Raw genomic sequence first — 15,356 nt, forward strand, 5'->3', positions numbered from 1 at the left:
GCCGTGATAACCCGCATATCCATCCACATATAGATATCCTTCAAACGGAGAGAGGAATCTCTTCGGATGCTTACTCGCTCTTGTTTAATGATAATCAAACAAGATAATCGGATCGGGCCTGGATGTTTGCCAATACGCCAAAAGAAGCTCAAGCAAGTGCTGTAACGTATAGTATTGTAGAAAAAGACGAAAGAAAATGGAATAATTCCTTATGAGTATTTGAAGTTCCTGTTTACAGAGACGCCATTCTTCCATGGTCCAAGTCATTGGCAGCCTCTTGTTTTACGAAAACGAATAAATAAATCATAAAACAATCCCCACCTAATGAAAAGGTGGGGATTGTTTGACACTTACAATTGCAGCACCTGTTAATAATTACACTATTTGTGAAAATATTATTATTTATACTCCTAATTATTGTAATTTAAAGAAAGTTATGTTATTTTTATACTCGTGGTAAACAAATAATAGAAAGTAGGGATGAAATATGAAAAAGAAAATGACAAAACTTATTTGCTCGGCATTGGTAGTTGGTTCAATTGGATTAGGTGCAAATACAGCGTTTGGGGCCTCTTTCGGAAATTCTTCTAGTGGAGCCTCTACTAAAGAAGTTCTTGAAATTAGGTATAATGGGGCTGCCTGGAATTACTCTAGTTCGGCTTATAGGTCTACTTCGTTTAAATACTCACGAAATGGTAAAACTTTAATGAACAAAACCGCCTATTCTAGTAAAGTGACAGGTTCTGTTTGGGACGATTTAAGATGGGGAGACAAGTATACTACGAAATTTTCTTGGAGTCGTGGAGCAAAAAAATAATTTTCTATGATTTTAATATTCATAATTTTTTTGTAATATAATATAGGAAATCGTTCGGGCCTGATAGGTACTTTTCTACAGGGCCCGATTCGACTTTTAAATCTTATAAAATACCGCATTACTATAATTATGAATAATAACTACGTAGTTGATGTCAACTAAAAGGTGATACTATTGAAATATTCTTTATTTAGATTTATCGACGTTATCGAGGCTTTTGCTATTTACCTAATGTGTTTTTCTACAAATTTAATATTTACTTATGTAAAAACTTTGGATTTAGGAGATTCTTATATTTTAAGAACTTTTTTAGAAAGTATTATAGAGTATCAGCTTTTAATAAATATTTTTCTTACATTTGTTATGATAGTATTTCACTATCAATTTTTAAATCGTAAGAAAACAGAAATATCCTGCCGAATACTTGTAGGAGATACTATGGTAAATGTTGTGATTCGGTATATCTTGAATAGTCTAGCTATATTAGTGTTTAGTTTTTTACTATCACTCTTATTAAACTTCTATTTAGAGTTGAATATAACCAGTAATCTCTACTTAGTTTTTATTTTTATTATATATATATTAATTAGTGCAGGTAAGGTGGAAAAAGAATGAGAATTTTACGTTTTTTTATACTTAAAATATTTTTAAAAAGACCGTTACTTGTTTTGGGTATGATAACATTGCTTTTGTTAGCCAATTATCTTTCTTTTACTACTGTTCGTTCAGTTATATCAACTTTTCAAGGCTATGAAGAAATGGAAAAACTGAATCAAGAAGGGACTATTATTGCTAATCTAGATCCAGATAGTGAAGCTGATTTTAATAGAATTAAGATTGAAGATACACAAAAAGTATATGAATACTTAAACAACAATTACACTTATGCTCTGCGAGTCGATGGTTTTGTTACTTTATTGCCTAATGAACATCAGATGGAAGTTCCTTTTAATTATATCGATGAAGAGGCTTATAAGATAAATCAATTGGAATTATCTCAAGGAGACCACTTAAATTTCAATTATAAATTTAATAAAGATGACATACCTGTTTTAATAGGTGCAGGTTTAGCCAAAACATATCCTGTAGGGTCAAATATTGAGATCACGGATCCTGTGACCCAACAACTAGTTAATTTAAAAGTTCAAGGAGTTTTGAAGAAGAATGCTCAAAGTTCTAATTTTTATGCTCCCAATTCAAAGAATTATCATAACTTCTCAATTTTTCTACCTATTAATGAAGAATTTATTCAAAATGCGGGTCTTGACCTCCACGTTAATGGTTTAATGGATCTTATACTTCTAGATTCTACAAAAGAAGAAGCAATGAATTTAAGAGAAAATATCAAGGAAAATCTAGGTTTAGAATTTAACTTTTTTAATCAACAAGAAAATTTTGAGTTCTTTGAAGATTATTATTTAAATTCATTAATAATCATCTGTACTATCACCCTTATTTTAACTATAATCATTGTAGGTCTAGCTATATGGAATAATTTAGTGAGTGTTCGATTAATGATAAGAGATTTTACAATCAATTTATTAGTTGGATTAAGTTATTCAAAACTAAGAGCAATTTTCTATAGCTATTTTGGAATGTTGTTCTCTATTATTCTAGTCATAGTATCTGTGATCACCGCTTATAATAGATACAGCTCTTGGTTAAGAAACGATTCAACTTTTGCTACTTACGGAATACTTGGTTTAATAAGTATGGATTGGATGGCTTTACTTATTGTTCTTTTTATAGATGTTATTATTGCATTTGTGATTGTTGAACTTACGATAAAAAAAATCAAAAGTATTCCGATATCCGTAGGGGTGTTACAATGAATAGTATAATTAAGCTAGAAATCCAGAAAAAAACATTCAAGAAGAAAGATTTTTCTATTCTAAATGACTTTGATTTGGAAGTAAAACCTGGGGAAAGACTTTCTATTATAGGAGAGTCTGGAGTTGGAAAAACTTCTTTGCTTAATATTCTTGGTCTACTTGATACAGACTATCAAGGGAATTATAAGCTTTTTGATTCACCTGTTAATGATTTATCCCGAAATAAACTAGCTGAGTGGCGTAATCAAAAAATTGGTTTTGTTCTCCAGGAGTCCTCGCTTATTAATTCTTTAACCATAGAGGACAATATTAAACTGCCGCTTATGTATGGTAACGTTGAAAAAGACCTAACTGTACAAGAGCGATTTAAACGGATTACTAATAAAATTGGGATAGAGTCCATTTTGGAAAAAAAACCACTTGATTGTTCTGGGGGTCAGCGATCTAGAGCTGTTTTTGCTAGGGCTGTAATTATGAATCCCCAAATAATTTTATCAGATGAGCCAACTGCATCTTTAGATTTAGAAAATAAAAATAAAATTATCAATCTACTATTTGATATGAATAAAGAATTTAATACTACTATCATTACAGTGACTCATGATTTAGATGTAGCCAATCGTCATGAACGAATAATTACTCTCGAAAGGAATGAATAAAATGGGATTCCTTACAATGGTCATGTCATTCATCCTTGGCATATTCTTCACCATTCTTGGCACTTCTCGCAGAAAACGTCATTTGTTGTATAAGTTTTTATTAGCGCTAGGAATTATTCTCATTCTTTTTGCTGTTTATCTAGGATGGCCTAAATAAGAATCATAATCATTATAGATCATTAAATGAGTTATATTTAGTATCTGGGTGAAACGTTTATTTTATTTACGCAGCTTTTTTAGTGAACTGAAAAGCACATAGACATCCATATAAATAAGTAATTGATGAACCCAATAAATTATCTTTCTCTTGGGATACTGACGGATGGGTTGTCACCTTTTTACTAGAAGAAGTAGACATTAGCACAAAATTCACACTCATTCATAGTGGTTGGAAAGAAGCGAATACAATTCTTACTAAACCAAATGAAAAAAGCGAAATTATTCGTGAACGTATGAATAATGGATGGGAAGCCATCGTGCAAAAACGTTTAAGGATGGCAATAGAGCAATCATGACAGCAATTAAGCACGACGTTTTTCAGGCAATTGCTGACCCTACTAGAAGACATGTTCTCCAGCTACTTTCAAAAGAAGAACTATCTATCGCTGCAATCAGTGCTCATTTTCCAATCAGTCGCACGGCGGTAGCCAAACATCTGCATATTCTCTCTGATGCCAACTTAGTGAAGAGCCACAGGAAAGGCAGAGAAAACATCTATCATATTAATCCAGAACCTTTAACAGAAGTAAGCCAGTGGCTGCATTATTATGAATAATTCTGGAATAACAAACTCACTAAATTAAAGTTTATTGTCGAGAATGATAAAGAAGAGTAGTCCTGGTAAAGAAGCGAAAATAGGTATAATCAACTAAATTTCATGATATAATGAACTAAACACATTGGAAAGGTTGGTTTTTAAAATGAACAACCAACAAATCGCTTCTATTCCACGTCCTCTCGTTAAAACGAATCAGTGGGTAATCACCTTAAGTGTAATCGCCACATTGATTACAGGGCAATTCTTCATTTTGCTTATTCCTTTACTTGCTGGCTTGATTGGCTTACTAACAGGGAATAATCCGGTGATGATGATAGCTAAAAAGTTTCTCAAAAAACCTTTATCCTCTTATATACCTGAAGATAAAGCACAACAACAATTTAATCAGCTAATTGCTGTAGTATGTTTAAATATTGCATTCATTAGCTCTATCATTGGATGGACCATACTATCTTACTCTTTCGCCATTATTGTTGGATTAGCAGCAACCATTGCTCTTTGTGGCTTTTGTATTGGCTGTTTTATTCACTTTCAGTACAATCAGTATAAATATAGACGCTCTTTGCGTTCATAAAATAAAAAGCGAGGTCAATATGAGACCCCGCTTTTTTTATATTGATTACATTGCAGTTAATCCACCGTCAACGATGAATTCAGAACCTGTTGAATAGCTTGATTCATCTGATGCTAAATATAATACCAGGTTAGAAACCTCTTCAGGTTTTGCCATGCGTTTAAGTGGAATATGTTTAGCGAATTCTTCTACTTGTGCTTTCGTATCCTCTTGAATAATCATTGGTGTTTCAATTACTCCAGGATGTACAGAGTTTACACGAATGCCATAGTGAGAGCATTCCATTGCTGCGGCTTTTGTAATCCCACGAACGGCGAATTTCGTATCTGTATAACCGACTGCACCGGCAACAATACCATTCATTGATGAAATGTTAACGATCGAGCCACCTTCTGCTTTTTGCATGGAAGGAATAACCGCTTTCATCCCTAAGAAAACAGATACTTGGTTAATATCTACAATACGACGATATTCTTCTTCCGTTGTTTCAAGTAATGATTTAGACATTGTAATACCCGCATTATTAACCAACACATTAACAGGACCGAATACTTCCTCTGCTTTAGCTACAACTGTTGCCCAGTCTCTTTCGGTTGTTACGTTTTGTTTTACGAATAAAGCATTTTCACCTAATTCCTTTGCAACAGCCTCACCTTTTTCTGTGTTTAAATCAGTAATCACTACTTTTGCCCCTTCTTCAATAAAAAGACGCGCATGAGCCGCACCCATCCCTTGAGCCGCACCAGTAATAATTGCTACTTTCCCCTCTAATCTTGCCATGTATAATTCCTCCTCTAATCTATTAAAAGTTATTCATGAAACCAGGAAAATTGTCACCGTTTTTTATACTACATATGTAAATTAACAGAATTCTAATCCGTTGTCAAAATAAATGTTTCGAGTATGAAAATAATATTTGCTTAACGCTCTATTTTTCATGTTATACTCTTTATTAAGACACAGTATGAAAGGTGGTAGTCATGGTGGTAAAAGAAGACCGTCGAGTCGTGCGAACACGTACAAATTTAAAAAGTGCCATGTTAAAGCTGTTATCCGAAAAAGACTTTAAAGAGATCTCAATAACTGAAATATCTAAAGTGGCCAATTGTAATCGTGTGACATTTTACTCGCATTATAAAGATAGCTCTCATTTATTAGAAGATATATTTCAAGACTACCTAGAACAACTCGCTCAATATTTCCGTGATAGCTTTAAAGGAAAAAAAAGCTTCTTATTATCTGACCCAACACGTAATGTTCCCATCTTCGAATACGTACAAAAAAATCAATTCGTCTTCTCCCTTATGTTGATTGGCGAAGTGATACCAGGTTCACAAAACCATTTTTGTGAAACCATTACTAGCATTAGTCGCAGTGAGTTACAATTAAAAGAAGAAGTATGGTTTGATATAGAAGCGATTAATTTCTATGAAACCTACGCCCTTTTAGGACTATTTATCTTTTGGATAAAAGAAGACTTCCAAACAACTCCCGAGGAAATGGCTCAAAGACTTTCTTTCCTTCACTCAACCAGCTTGGGAGAGGCCATTGTTAAATAAAATGAACACATAAGCTATACATAGATTTGTCTATTAAATTGAAATCATTCTACATTGATAGGTGCATACCAACTTATATTACTATTTATTTTAGCTTTGGGTGGTGCAACAATTGTTCCCACCCTATCCTTCTTTAGTTGTGACTGTTTAACCATCTGTGAAAATGGGAATTTTTTCATCGCGTTAACCGGCACTATGCCAATTAACCCGGATAAAAGGGAGAATTAGTTAACCTTCATTTTATTGGGGATTTTTAATATTGGACCACTTAGAGGCTTTCTACTCTTGATGTACGAGCTAATTCAATTGCTCTTCTATCTTTGATACTTTCACTCTCGATGTACGAGTAAAACCCATTTGCTCTGCTATCTTTGGTATTTCCTCTCTCAATGTACGAGCAAAACCCATTTGCTCTGCTATCTTTGGTATTTCCTCTCTCAATGTACGAGCAAAACCCATTTGCTTTGCTATCTTTGGGATTTCTACTCTTGATGTACGAACAAACCCCATTTGCTCTGCTATCTTTGATACTTTCACTCTCAATGTACGAACAAATCCTCTTTCTTTGGTCTTTCCGCTCTCGTTGTAACCGCAACCCCCTTCAAAAAGGATGTACTCCAAACAAAAAAGAAGCATCTTTTTATGAATGCTTCTTTTTCTATAGGATAATCGCTTACTTTAACAGCAGATTATTTTAATTCAGCTAATACTTCTTCGATTTTAGCAAGCTCAGATTGTAAGCCGCCACCACTTAAGTACCAAAGAGCACCATCAAGGTAGATCACACGATCATTTTGGTACGCTTGTGTTTTCTTAATAATATCGTTTTCAAGATCTTTTTCGATATTAGAATTACCATCTACAGCCGCTGTACGGTCGATAACAAATAATACTTCTGGATCAAATTCTAGAATCGCTTCAAAACCGAAGTTTGAACCGTGAGATGAAGATTCGATATCTTGTGTCACTGGTTTGAAGCCGTAAACATCATAGATATAACCAAAGCGAGAGTTTTCAGCAAATCCAGAAAGTTTTCCTTCATTATACATAGTCACTAATGAAGTTTCATAGTTACCAGCTAACTCGTTAATTTCTTCAAGTGCTGTATCGTATTTTGCAAGGTATTCTTCTGCTTCTTTTTCTTTATCAAACATTTTGGCAGCTACGTCAACAGAATTTTGGAATGTATCCCAATAAGCATCTTCGCTAGTACCTACAAAAACAACTGGTGCAATTTCTTTTAATTCTTCATAAAAAGCTGATTGACGACCAGAAATAAAGATAACGTCTGGATCAAGTTCAGCAATATCTTCTAAAAGAGGACCTTTTAAAGAACCAACATTTGTATACTCATCAGATGCATATGCCTCTAAGTGAGATGGCAAAGTAGACTCTTGAGGTAAACCAACTACCCCTTCAACTCCAAGTGCATCTAGTGTATCTAAGAAACCGTAGTCAAAAACAACAATTTTTTCAGGCATGCTTTCAAATTCTACATCTTCAAAGTTAACTGTTGTTCCGGCATCACGACTTTCAGTTGAAGCAACAGTCGGAGACACAGTCATTGGATAAGCAGAACCTTCCGCTGCATTATTTTCAGTTTGTTTATCTTCTGAGTTGCCTGCATCTTCAGCAGTATCGTCATTGGAACCACATGCAGCAAGCATTAAAACAAGCGCTAGAAAAAGACTAGCTAACTTCCATTTCTTCATATGTATGACCTCTCCCTATTGTATAATCTCTTATTAGCAATGATAATCATTATCACTGATAACAATAATCATTATAGATTGATTTAGACCAATCGTCAATACCATTTGCATAATTATTTTGAATTTTTTTAGAAAAATATGCTATAATTGGAAATCAATTATTTAACTGACTGTTTATTTCATCTATCGAAACACTTGTCAAATTTAGATTTTTAACATTTGCTAAAAAAGAAGCATAAATTAAGATGGTTTAATAAAAGAAGCATTATACTGAATAAATATGCATTTTTAGTTATGTTAATTCCTTATAAAAAGGGTTGATAGTAACCCTCTCTATAAGGAATCTCTTTAAGAAATTTGCGAATTAAAATATACACATATACGGCAACCATCTTGCTCTTGAATAGGAATATCCATATCATAAATTTCTCGCAATGCGACCGAATTAATAATCTCTTCAGTCAGTCCATTCTTTACTACTTTGCCGTCTTTTAATGCGACAATCCGATCGGAATAAACAGAAGCAAAATTAATATCATGCAAAACAATGACGACGGTTTTTCCAAGATCGTCAACTAATTTACGAAGAATCTTCATAATTTGGACGGAGTGCTTCATATCCAAGTTATTTAACGGCTCATCAAGTAAGACATAATCGGTATCTTGTGCAATAACCATAGCAATAAAAGCTCGCTGCTTTTGTCCCCCTGATAACTCGTCTAAAAACTTATCTTCCATATTTGATAGGTTCATATATTCAATGGCCTGATCAACAAATTTCTTATCAGCATCATTTAATCTACCCTTAGAATATGGATACCTTCCAAACTCTACAAGATCTCTCACTGTTAACCTGACATTAATGTGATTGGCTTGTTTTAAAATCGATACGCGTTTCGCAAATTCATTGGACTTCCATTTCGTCACATCGTTTTGATCAAGCAATACCTCTCCTGTATCTGCTTCTAACAATCTACTAACCATCGATAGAAGTGTAGATTTCCCTGCACCATTTGGTCCGATAAAAGAAGTAATGGTCCCTGGCTCAATTGCGACTGTAACGTCTTCAACAACAGGCTTTTTATTAAAACGCTTCGTTAATCCTTTTATTTCAATCATCCGGCTGACCTACTTTCTTTTAATAATAGATAGATGAAGTAAATACCACCAATAAAGTTAATAATAACACTTAATGTTGTTTTTAATTCAAATACATGCTCAACTAGGAATTGTCCACCGACTAAAGCTATGATACTAATTAAACTAGCACCAAGAATGAGCGTAGAGTGCTTATATGACGAGAGAAATTGATAGGACAAGTTAGCAACAATCAGCCCAAAGAATGTAATTGGCCCAACTAACGCAGTAGAAGTGGCAATCAAGACTGATGATAGAATTAGTACATTCATAACCATACGATCATAGTTAATCCCCAGGTTAATCGCATTTTCACGCCCAAGCGACATAACATCCAATTTATCCATGATGAAATACCCGTATATAAAAGCAAGTAACAATATGCCAAAAGCAATCATTAGTAAATCAGCTTTTACATTTGTAAAACTTGCAAATAACTTGCTTTGTAAACTTAAATATTCAACGGGATCAATCATTACTTGTAAGAATGTTACCAAGCTGCCAAGCAACGTACCAATAATCATCCCAATTAATAAAAGTAAGTAAATCGGGTGTTTGTCTGCTCTGAATAAGAAGCGGTATAACAACAATGCAAAAATGACCATGGCACATATCGCGGCACCAAAATTTAAATATTTGTTTAATACCCATATCGACATAGAACCCGCGAAGAAGTAAATCATCGTCTGAACTACTTCATACATAGAATCGATCCCCATCACAGAAGGTGTTAGGATTCTATTGTTAGTGATTGTTTGGAATACAACTGTAGAATAAGCAATCGCAACTCCGGTAACCACCATAGCTGCCACACGAATCATACGCCTTGGGAAAGCATAATCAAACCCACCTTTTATATCGTAAAAACCATACAGTACTATACAAACGACAGATATGACCGCCAAAACGATTAATTTGGTACTATTTTTTCGCATATGCTCTCCCCCTAAATAACATAATTAAGAAGATGACACTACCGATTACCGCAACTGTTACGTTCACCGGTATCTCATAAGGGTGGATCACAATGCGCCCAATAATATCACAGATTAATAAGAACACAACGCCTAAAAGAGCCGTATGTGGAATCGTTTTTCGGAGATTATCTCCCATATACAGAGACACAATATTAGGTACAATTAAGCCTAAGAACGGAATGACACCGACAGTTAGTACAACAGTCGTAGCAATGATAGCAACAAGGATGAGACCAATATTTAAAACCCACTTATAGCTCAATCCTAAATTTTTCGCAAATTCTTCTCCCATACCTGCAACGGTAAATTTATTAGCATATAAATAAGCCAAAATGAAAACTGGGATACTTACATATAAAAGTTCATATCGGCCCGAGATTACTAAAGTAAAACTCCCCATTAACCATGAAGATATATTTTGCAGGATATCAGCTTCATACGCAAAAAAAGTGGTAATAGAAGACAAAATATTCCCGTACATTATTCCAATAAGAGGAACAAATATAACATCTTTAAATTTGATACGATCAAGTATTTGCATAAATACCATCGTACCGACAAGCGCAAAGGCAAAACTAAAAAGAACTTGCTGGGTATACGTTACGTTCGTAAAAAATAGCATGGAAATCATAATACCTAGCTTAGCAGCATCTAACGTTCCCGCGGTTGTCGGAGAAACAAATTTATTCCTGCTCAAACTTTGCATAATCAAACCAGCAATACTCATTCCTGCACCAGCTAAAATAATCGCTATTAATCTAGGTACACGACTAATCAGGAATATTTGTGTTTCATCAGACTCCCAATCTAGCAAATCCATTGGTTTAATATCAATCGCACCGATAAATAGTGATATAAATGACAGGACTATAGCTGCACAGATTAACATCCATATTCTCATATGTAAACCTCATTATCTGTTTATTCTCATCATGACAACTGAAAATGATTATCAATCTAAGTCCATTTATCATTATATAGTATAAAAAACCCTAAAACAACAGTGAATTCCTATAGATAGAAAGAAAAGTTAGACAATTCGAATCTAAAAAGGAGGATATATTTTGTGCCAACAAGGAATATATGCTCATATAGTTACGTTGGTCTCTTTAGTAGCCGTTATATTTTACAAGAGATGGATTGATTGCGGGCAAGTCTCCGGTCTTATGATGCATGGGTAAGTGTGCGCTTTGACTGCGGAGATTCTGATACTTTAGAGGTAGACTTTCGGTTTTCTCTTCATGTTTAACTCGATTCCTCACTTTTTTTCGGAGCTAATTCAACCGCTTTTGTAAAACCGAATTGACTCTTTTCTCAGCAATGGCGGCTTTACCGTAGCCCTGATCGACTCACATTTTTTTCACGTTTCTATCTGCGAAGAATGCAGTAATTCCCTGCTACCATCCTCCAATCGTAAAGCAATACTGATATCACCACTTAAACAAAAAAAAGGCCCCGAACACAATGGTTACCCAGAGCCTGATTTGCTATAACAACTATATTAAATACCTTTTAATCGCCATACCTATTTCACTAATAAGTTGTTTACCAATCATTTGATTAGGTAAATTAGCTGTTAAAACAGCGGCAAGAACATACTTATTCTCATGATAGAAGTAAGCACAATCATGTTGAACACCTTGTAGCGAGCCACTTTTACTTCCGTAACTAATATTTGGATGGCTCTCTTCCTCTAATTCTGCCGTTAATAATGTGAATTGTTGTTTCGTCATTATACTATCCATGAGCATGTAGCTATCTTTTATCCATCGCCCTTTGTCTTTCATTACTTTTAGCAATTGCACCATATCGTAAGCACTTGTTAGGTTATTCACGCCTCTTTCAATCGCTTGAAAGTCCATCATTTTTCTGTTTAAACATGTTTGTTCTAAATTTAAGCTTTTAATCAAACGATTGATTGTCTCCATCTCCAATCGATCAATGATCCAATTTGTTGCACTATTATCAGAGACAATCATCATTAATGTAAGGATATCTTGCCATGTAAAGGAAGGATTGGGAGATAGCGCTGATAAAACCCCTGCCCCTCCAACAGATAGTCCCCCCTTTACTTCTTCTGCTAAGTGTAAACGACCTTTTTCCACTTCACTTAATGCTGTTAATAAAATGGGCACCTTTATTAAGCTTGCTGACGAAAACACTTGATGGGAATTGACTGATAAAATGCCTTCGTCTGTTTCTATATGTACAGCTGCATCTAGACAATGTTGCTGCAACAACTCATTAACAGCTTGTTTTATTACCTCCAATTTACTCATGATTCCCTCGATGCAGCTGCTTGCTTACCATTCTTACCGTCTTGCAGGTCTTCATTATATAAGTGGCAAGCAACAAAATGTTTATCATCAACCTCTTGCCAAACAGGAGCTTGTGTCGCGCACACTTCCATAGCATGAGGACATCTCGTCCGAAACACACAGCCACTTGGTGGATTGACTGGACTTGGCAATTCTCCTTTTAAAATAATTCGTTCCCGCCTATCCTCTACATCAGGATCAGGTATGGGGATTGCTGATAGTAGTGCTTGTGTATATGGATGTAAGGGTTTCTGATAAAGGTTTTCACTTGAAGTTAACTCTACTAAATGTCCTAAATACATCACGCCGATTCGGTCACTAATATGCTTAACCATGGACAAATCATGGGCGATAAACAGGTAGGTTAACCCTTTTTTCTTTTGTAAATCTTTTAATAGATTCACAACTTGCGCTTGAACAGATACATCCAATGCTGAGATAGGTTCATCAGCAATAATAAATTCTGGATCCAACGAGAGTGCTCTAGCAATACCAATCCTTTGCCTTTGTCCCCCGCTAAATTCATGAGGGTAGCGGTTTGCATGATCCCGATTTAACCCGACATCCTCCAATAATTGATATACCCGTTCTAGTCGTTCTTTTTTATTTTGATAGAGTCCTTGGACTTCCATCGGCTCAGAAATAATCTCTTGTACAGTTGAGCGAGGATTTAATGACGCATAGGGATCTTGGAAAATCATTTGCATTTTGCGATGGAATTGAAATTTTTCTTTTTCATTCATTTTATGAATATTTTTACCATCATATAAAACATCTCCAGCCGTACGATCATATAAACCAATGATTGTTCTGCCTGCAGTCGATTTACCGCAACCTGACTCGCCAACAATCCCAAAAGTTTCCCCTTTTTTAATGTCAAAAGAAACCCCATCAACCGCTTTTAAAACGCGATCTTTCCCTAAATGAAAATGCTTCTTTAATTGTTGGACTGATAAAATCGTTTCAGCTTGCATGTGAATCTTCCCCTTTTTTCCAGAAACGCCTTGCTGCCATTAGTTCTTTCTCGTATACCGTCCCAGCGAGTGGGATTATCTCTACATTCTTTCCCGTCTTCGGTGAATGCAGTAATTTACCATCCCCATAATAAATACCGACATGATGCAGGGCACCTTTACCTTCTTCATAAGCAAAGAATAAAAGATCCCCTCGTTGTAGGGAATCAAGTGAAACTTCTTCCCCTTCAACAGACTGATCATGTGCATCTCTTGGTATGATGACACCATTCGCTTTACAAGCAGCATAACTTAATCCAGAGCAATCATAACCGTAGCTACTCATCCCACCCCAAAAATATGGTAAATCAAGAAATTGTTCAGCTGCTTCAACCACTTTCTCACCATCTTTCACCGACCAATCGGATCTAGATGAAAAAATCTCAACGTCACTCCGCTGTAAAACCCCTTCCCCGTCAGGTGTTTGTACGCTAACCAACTCACCTTTTTCTGAAATTAATGGTAATACCGTTAAGTAACTTAGAGTAAGGACTTCCTTTGTTTTAGTTAAATTGGCTTTTTTCGCAGTGACCACAGCAATCGGTCCTTGCATGACATCCCAGCTTTCACAAGCCGTCATTTGACATTTCGGTACCCAACCAGGGTAACCAACACTATTTTTGGAAGAAGGCTGAGTAGGTACAACCACATGAAACCATTCATTTGTCTCTTCTATCACGACGACTTCTTCACCATATAAAAGTTGTGATTGTACGAGATTGGCATTACATAGTTCTAAAGCTTTCTCGTAATCTAGTGATGCAATCCAAGCATTAAGGTCAGGATTTTGCTTGATGCCTTGCTCATCTATTGCTCTAGGAGATTGGGCAGACGTCCATAACGTAGCAACAGGGACATTCGTAATCCATTTATTTACCAAGAGAAACCCCTCCTTTAATATCTACATCTATTATGCCTAACCCCGATTCGTTCGGAAATGTGATCTTTTTGCTGCTATATTGAATACCACCATCAACGATATCTTTCGCCATCATTAAAGGAGCATCAAAGTCAAATCGCGTAATATTTCTTTTACTTGCAGCAAAATGAGCGGCAGCAGTAATACCTACTTTCGTTTCGATCATGCTACCAACCATACATTCTATTCCGCTTGCTTCTGCCAATTGATTGATCATCTGCGCCTGATAAATCCCACCAGCCTTCATCAGCTTAATATTAATTAAATCTGCACTGCGGTTTTTAACGACTTCCAACGCCTGCCTTGGTGTAAAAATACTTTCATCGGCCATGATTAATGTATCAACATGATCCGTTACTTGTTTTAGGCCGGCGATGTCCCAAGCTTTCACTGGCTGCTCAACTAACTCAATGCCTAAATCTAAATCTTCCAATTTTCGTATCGCAAAAATGGCTTCCTTCTTGCCCCATCCTTGATTAGCATCTAGTCTTAACTTAATTTTATTACCAATTCTACGGCGTACCTCTTTAATACGCTCGATATCAGTTGCAATACTATCTTTCCCTACCTTGATTTTTAATACATCAAACCCTTGTTGCACATAGTTTACTGCATCTTCCCCCATTTCTTCGGGGCCATTTACACTTACTGTATAATCGGTTTCTATTTCATGCGAATATCCACCTAAAAATTGATAGAGTGGTAGCTTACATAATTGTGATAAGCAATCATAGATAGCCATATCGATTGCCGCCTTCGCACTTGCATTCCCAACTATTGCCGTTTGAACTATTGAAAGCATTTGTTCATATTGGGAAAAATCCGTATGCATTAGATTCGGTGCCATCACTTCGTTAATCGCCGCTTCAATACTTCCCATCGTATCACCTGTAATAACAGCTGTCGGCGGCGCTTCTCCCCAACCAACAATTCCGTTATCGCATATTATTTTGATAATGACACTATCCGCTGTATTTACTGTGCGCAGCGCGGTTTTAAATGGCTTTATGAGTGGTATAGCTACGCGATGTGTCTCAATTCTTTTGATTTTCATATTTTGA

17 protein-coding genes and 2 pseudogenes are annotated in these 15,356 nt (G+C 35.6%); 7 read left to right on the forward strand and 12 right to left on the reverse strand.

Annotated features, from left to right (window positions below; translation table 11 throughout):
* Window positions 1–3: 3 nt before the first annotated feature.
* Window positions 4–111 (reverse strand): annotated as a pseudogene (locus tag MKX29_RS06430) (IS66 family transposase); the annotation flags it as partial.
* A complete protein-coding gene (locus MKX29_RS24465; RefSeq protein WP_370873341.1) occupies window positions 85–267 on the reverse strand; it encodes a hypothetical protein in 183 nt (60 codons plus the stop codon). The pseudogene MKX29_RS06430 and the gene MKX29_RS24465, both read right to left, overlap by 27 nt.
* A 220-nt stretch (window positions 268–487) precedes the next feature.
* Here MKX29_RS24465 and MKX29_RS06435 point away from each other — a divergent pair, with 220 nt between their 5' ends.
* The 6 genes and pseudogenes from MKX29_RS06435 (at window position 488) to MKX29_RS06460 (ending at window position 4,660) form a co-directional block, all read left to right on the forward strand.
* The gene (locus tag MKX29_RS06435) at window positions 488–817 is read left to right on the forward strand and encodes a hypothetical protein (RefSeq protein WP_224938155.1); all 330 of its coding nucleotides are present in this window, start codon (window positions 488–490) and stop codon (window positions 815–817) included.
* A gap of 611 nt (window positions 818–1,428) precedes the next feature.
* The gene (locus tag MKX29_RS06440) at window positions 1,429–2,649 is read left to right on the forward strand and encodes a peptide ABC transporter permease (RefSeq protein ID WP_224938156.1); all 1,221 of its coding nucleotides are present in this window, start codon (window positions 1,429–1,431) and stop codon (window positions 2,647–2,649) included.
* Window positions 2,646–3,308: an ABC transporter ATP-binding protein gene (locus MKX29_RS06445; protein ID WP_224938157.1), complete on the forward strand. Its 663-nt coding sequence runs from the start codon at window positions 2,646–2,648 to the stop codon at window positions 3,306–3,308. The genes MKX29_RS06440 and MKX29_RS06445 overlap by 4 nt, the downstream gene beginning before the upstream one ends.
* 278 nt (window positions 3,309–3,586) lie before the next feature.
* Window positions 3,587–3,823: pseudogene (locus tag MKX29_RS06450) on the forward strand (SRPBCC family protein); the annotation flags it as partial.
* Window positions 3,820–4,083 carry an ArsR/SmtB family transcription factor gene (locus MKX29_RS06455; protein WP_224938321.1) on the forward strand — a complete coding sequence of 88 codons (264 nt, stop codon included), beginning with the start codon at window positions 3,820–3,822 and terminating at the stop codon, window positions 4,081–4,083. The pseudogene MKX29_RS06450 and the gene MKX29_RS06455, both read left to right, overlap by 4 nt.
* Before the next feature lie 145 nt (window positions 4,084–4,228).
* On the forward strand, window positions 4,229–4,660 hold the full coding sequence (locus MKX29_RS06460) for a DUF4395 domain-containing protein (protein ID WP_224938158.1): 432 nt from the start codon (window positions 4,229–4,231) through the stop codon (window positions 4,658–4,660).
* 45 nt (window positions 4,661–4,705) lie between these two features.
* On the opposite strand, the gene MKX29_RS06465 is transcribed toward MKX29_RS06460, so the two are convergent.
* Window positions 4,706–5,440 (reverse strand): glucose 1-dehydrogenase, encoded by a 735-nt coding sequence (locus MKX29_RS06465; RefSeq protein WP_224938159.1) that lies wholly within the window; start codon window positions 5,438–5,440, stop codon window positions 4,706–4,708.
* Between the two features lie 200 nt (window positions 5,441–5,640).
* Here MKX29_RS06465 and MKX29_RS06470 point away from each other — a divergent pair, with 200 nt between their 5' ends.
* Window positions 5,641–6,219: a TetR/AcrR family transcriptional regulator gene (locus MKX29_RS06470; RefSeq protein WP_095370861.1), complete on the forward strand. Its 579-nt coding sequence runs from the start codon at window positions 5,641–5,643 to the stop codon at window positions 6,217–6,219.
* A gap of 297 nt (window positions 6,220–6,516) precedes the next feature.
* Here the strand turns inward: MKX29_RS06470 and MKX29_RS06475 are convergent, their stop codons facing one another.
* From MKX29_RS06475 to MKX29_RS06515, 9 genes are all read right to left on the reverse strand, one after another.
* Entirely contained in the window at window positions 6,517–6,762 is a 246-nt protein-coding gene (locus MKX29_RS06475; protein ID WP_224938160.1) for a hypothetical protein, read from the reverse strand.
* 146 nt (window positions 6,763–6,908) lie between these two features.
* Complete coding sequence (locus MKX29_RS06480; RefSeq protein WP_095370862.1) at window positions 6,909–7,931, reverse strand: siderophore ABC transporter substrate-binding protein; 1,023 nt, start codon at window positions 7,929–7,931, stop codon at window positions 6,909–6,911.
* A gap of 348 nt (window positions 7,932–8,279) precedes the next feature.
* The gene (locus MKX29_RS06485) at window positions 8,280–9,050 is read right to left on the reverse strand and encodes an iron ABC transporter ATP-binding protein (protein WP_341104688.1); all 771 of its coding nucleotides are present in this window, start codon (window positions 9,048–9,050) and stop codon (window positions 8,280–8,282) included.
* Window positions 9,047–10,003, reverse strand: a complete 957-nt coding sequence (locus MKX29_RS06490) for an iron chelate uptake ABC transporter family permease subunit (RefSeq protein WP_095370864.1) — start codon at window positions 10,001–10,003, stop codon at window positions 9,047–9,049. Before MKX29_RS06490 ends, MKX29_RS06485 begins: the two co-directional genes overlap by 4 nt.
* Window positions 9,990–10,946: an ABC transporter permease gene (locus MKX29_RS06495; protein ID WP_095370865.1), complete on the reverse strand. Its 957-nt coding sequence runs from the start codon at window positions 10,944–10,946 to the stop codon at window positions 9,990–9,992. The genes MKX29_RS06490 and MKX29_RS06495 overlap by 14 nt, the downstream gene beginning before the upstream one ends.
* Before the next feature lie 595 nt (window positions 10,947–11,541).
* The gene (locus tag MKX29_RS06500; RefSeq protein WP_341104689.1) at window positions 11,542–12,324 is read right to left on the reverse strand and encodes a serine hydrolase; all 783 of its coding nucleotides are present in this window, start codon (window positions 12,322–12,324) and stop codon (window positions 11,542–11,544) included.
* Window positions 12,321–13,337 (reverse strand): ABC transporter ATP-binding protein, encoded by a 1,017-nt coding sequence (locus MKX29_RS06505; RefSeq protein WP_224938164.1) that lies wholly within the window; start codon window positions 13,335–13,337, stop codon window positions 12,321–12,323. The genes MKX29_RS06500 and MKX29_RS06505 overlap by 4 nt, the downstream gene beginning before the upstream one ends.
* Entirely contained in the window at window positions 13,327–14,256 is a 930-nt protein-coding gene (locus MKX29_RS06510; protein ID WP_341104690.1) for a C40 family peptidase, read from the reverse strand. The genes MKX29_RS06505 and MKX29_RS06510 overlap by 11 nt, the downstream gene beginning before the upstream one ends.
* Window positions 14,246–15,349: a dipeptide epimerase gene (locus MKX29_RS06515; RefSeq protein ID WP_341104691.1), complete on the reverse strand. Its 1,104-nt coding sequence runs from the start codon at window positions 15,347–15,349 to the stop codon at window positions 14,246–14,248. The genes MKX29_RS06510 and MKX29_RS06515 overlap by 11 nt, the downstream gene beginning before the upstream one ends.
* Between the last annotated feature and the right edge of the window lie 7 nt (window positions 15,350–15,356).

Source organism: Cytobacillus sp. FSL R7-0696, assembly GCF_038006865.1.
In the GTDB taxonomy this organism is placed as follows: domain Bacteria; phylum Bacillota; class Bacilli; order Bacillales; family Cytobacillaceae; genus Cytobacillus; species Cytobacillus kochii.

Excerpts from the sequence above, each read along its gene's own strand:
- MKX29_RS24465 (WP_370873341.1), bottom strand. The coding sequence starts at position 267 with ATGACTTGGACCATGGAAGAATGGCGTCTCTGTAAACAGGAACTTCAA.
- MKX29_RS06435 (WP_224938155.1), top strand. The coding sequence starts at position 488 with ATGAAAAAGAAAATGACAAAACTTATTTGCTCGGCATTGGTAGTTGGT.
- MKX29_RS06440 (WP_224938156.1), top strand. The coding sequence starts at position 1,429 with ATGAGAATTTTACGTTTTTTTATACTTAAAATATTTTTAAAAAGACCG.
- MKX29_RS06445 (WP_224938157.1), top strand. The coding sequence starts at position 2,646 with ATGAATAGTATAATTAAGCTAGAAATCCAGAAAAAAACATTCAAGAAG.
- MKX29_RS06455 (WP_224938321.1), top strand. The coding sequence starts at position 3,820 with ATGACAGCAATTAAGCACGACGTTTTTCAGGCAATTGCTGACCCTACT.
- MKX29_RS06460 (WP_224938158.1), top strand. The coding sequence starts at position 4,229 with ATGAACAACCAACAAATCGCTTCTATTCCACGTCCTCTCGTTAAAACG.
- MKX29_RS06465 (WP_224938159.1), bottom strand. The coding sequence starts at position 5,440 with ATGGCAAGATTAGAGGGGAAAGTAGCAATTATTACTGGTGCGGCTCAA.
- MKX29_RS06470 (WP_095370861.1), top strand. The coding sequence starts at position 5,641 with ATGGTGGTAAAAGAAGACCGTCGAGTCGTGCGAACACGTACAAATTTA.
- MKX29_RS06480 (WP_095370862.1), bottom strand. The coding sequence starts at position 7,931 with ATGAAGAAATGGAAGTTAGCTAGTCTTTTTCTAGCGCTTGTTTTAATG.
- MKX29_RS06485 (WP_341104688.1), bottom strand. The coding sequence starts at position 9,050 with ATGATTGAAATAAAAGGATTAACGAAGCGTTTTAATAAAAAGCCTGTT.
- MKX29_RS06490 (WP_095370864.1), bottom strand. The coding sequence starts at position 10,003 with ATGCGAAAAAATAGTACCAAATTAATCGTTTTGGCGGTCATATCTGTC.
- MKX29_RS06495 (WP_095370865.1), bottom strand. The coding sequence starts at position 10,946 with ATGAGAATATGGATGTTAATCTGTGCAGCTATAGTCCTGTCATTTATA.
- MKX29_RS06500 (WP_341104689.1), bottom strand. The coding sequence starts at position 12,324 with ATGAGTAAATTGGAGGTAATAAAACAAGCTGTTAATGAGTTGTTGCAG.
- MKX29_RS06505 (WP_224938164.1), bottom strand. The coding sequence starts at position 13,337 with ATGCAAGCTGAAACGATTTTATCAGTCCAACAATTAAAGAAGCATTTT.
- MKX29_RS06515 (WP_341104691.1), bottom strand. The coding sequence starts at position 15,349 with ATGAAAATCAAAAGAATTGAGACACATCGCGTAGCTATACCACTCATA.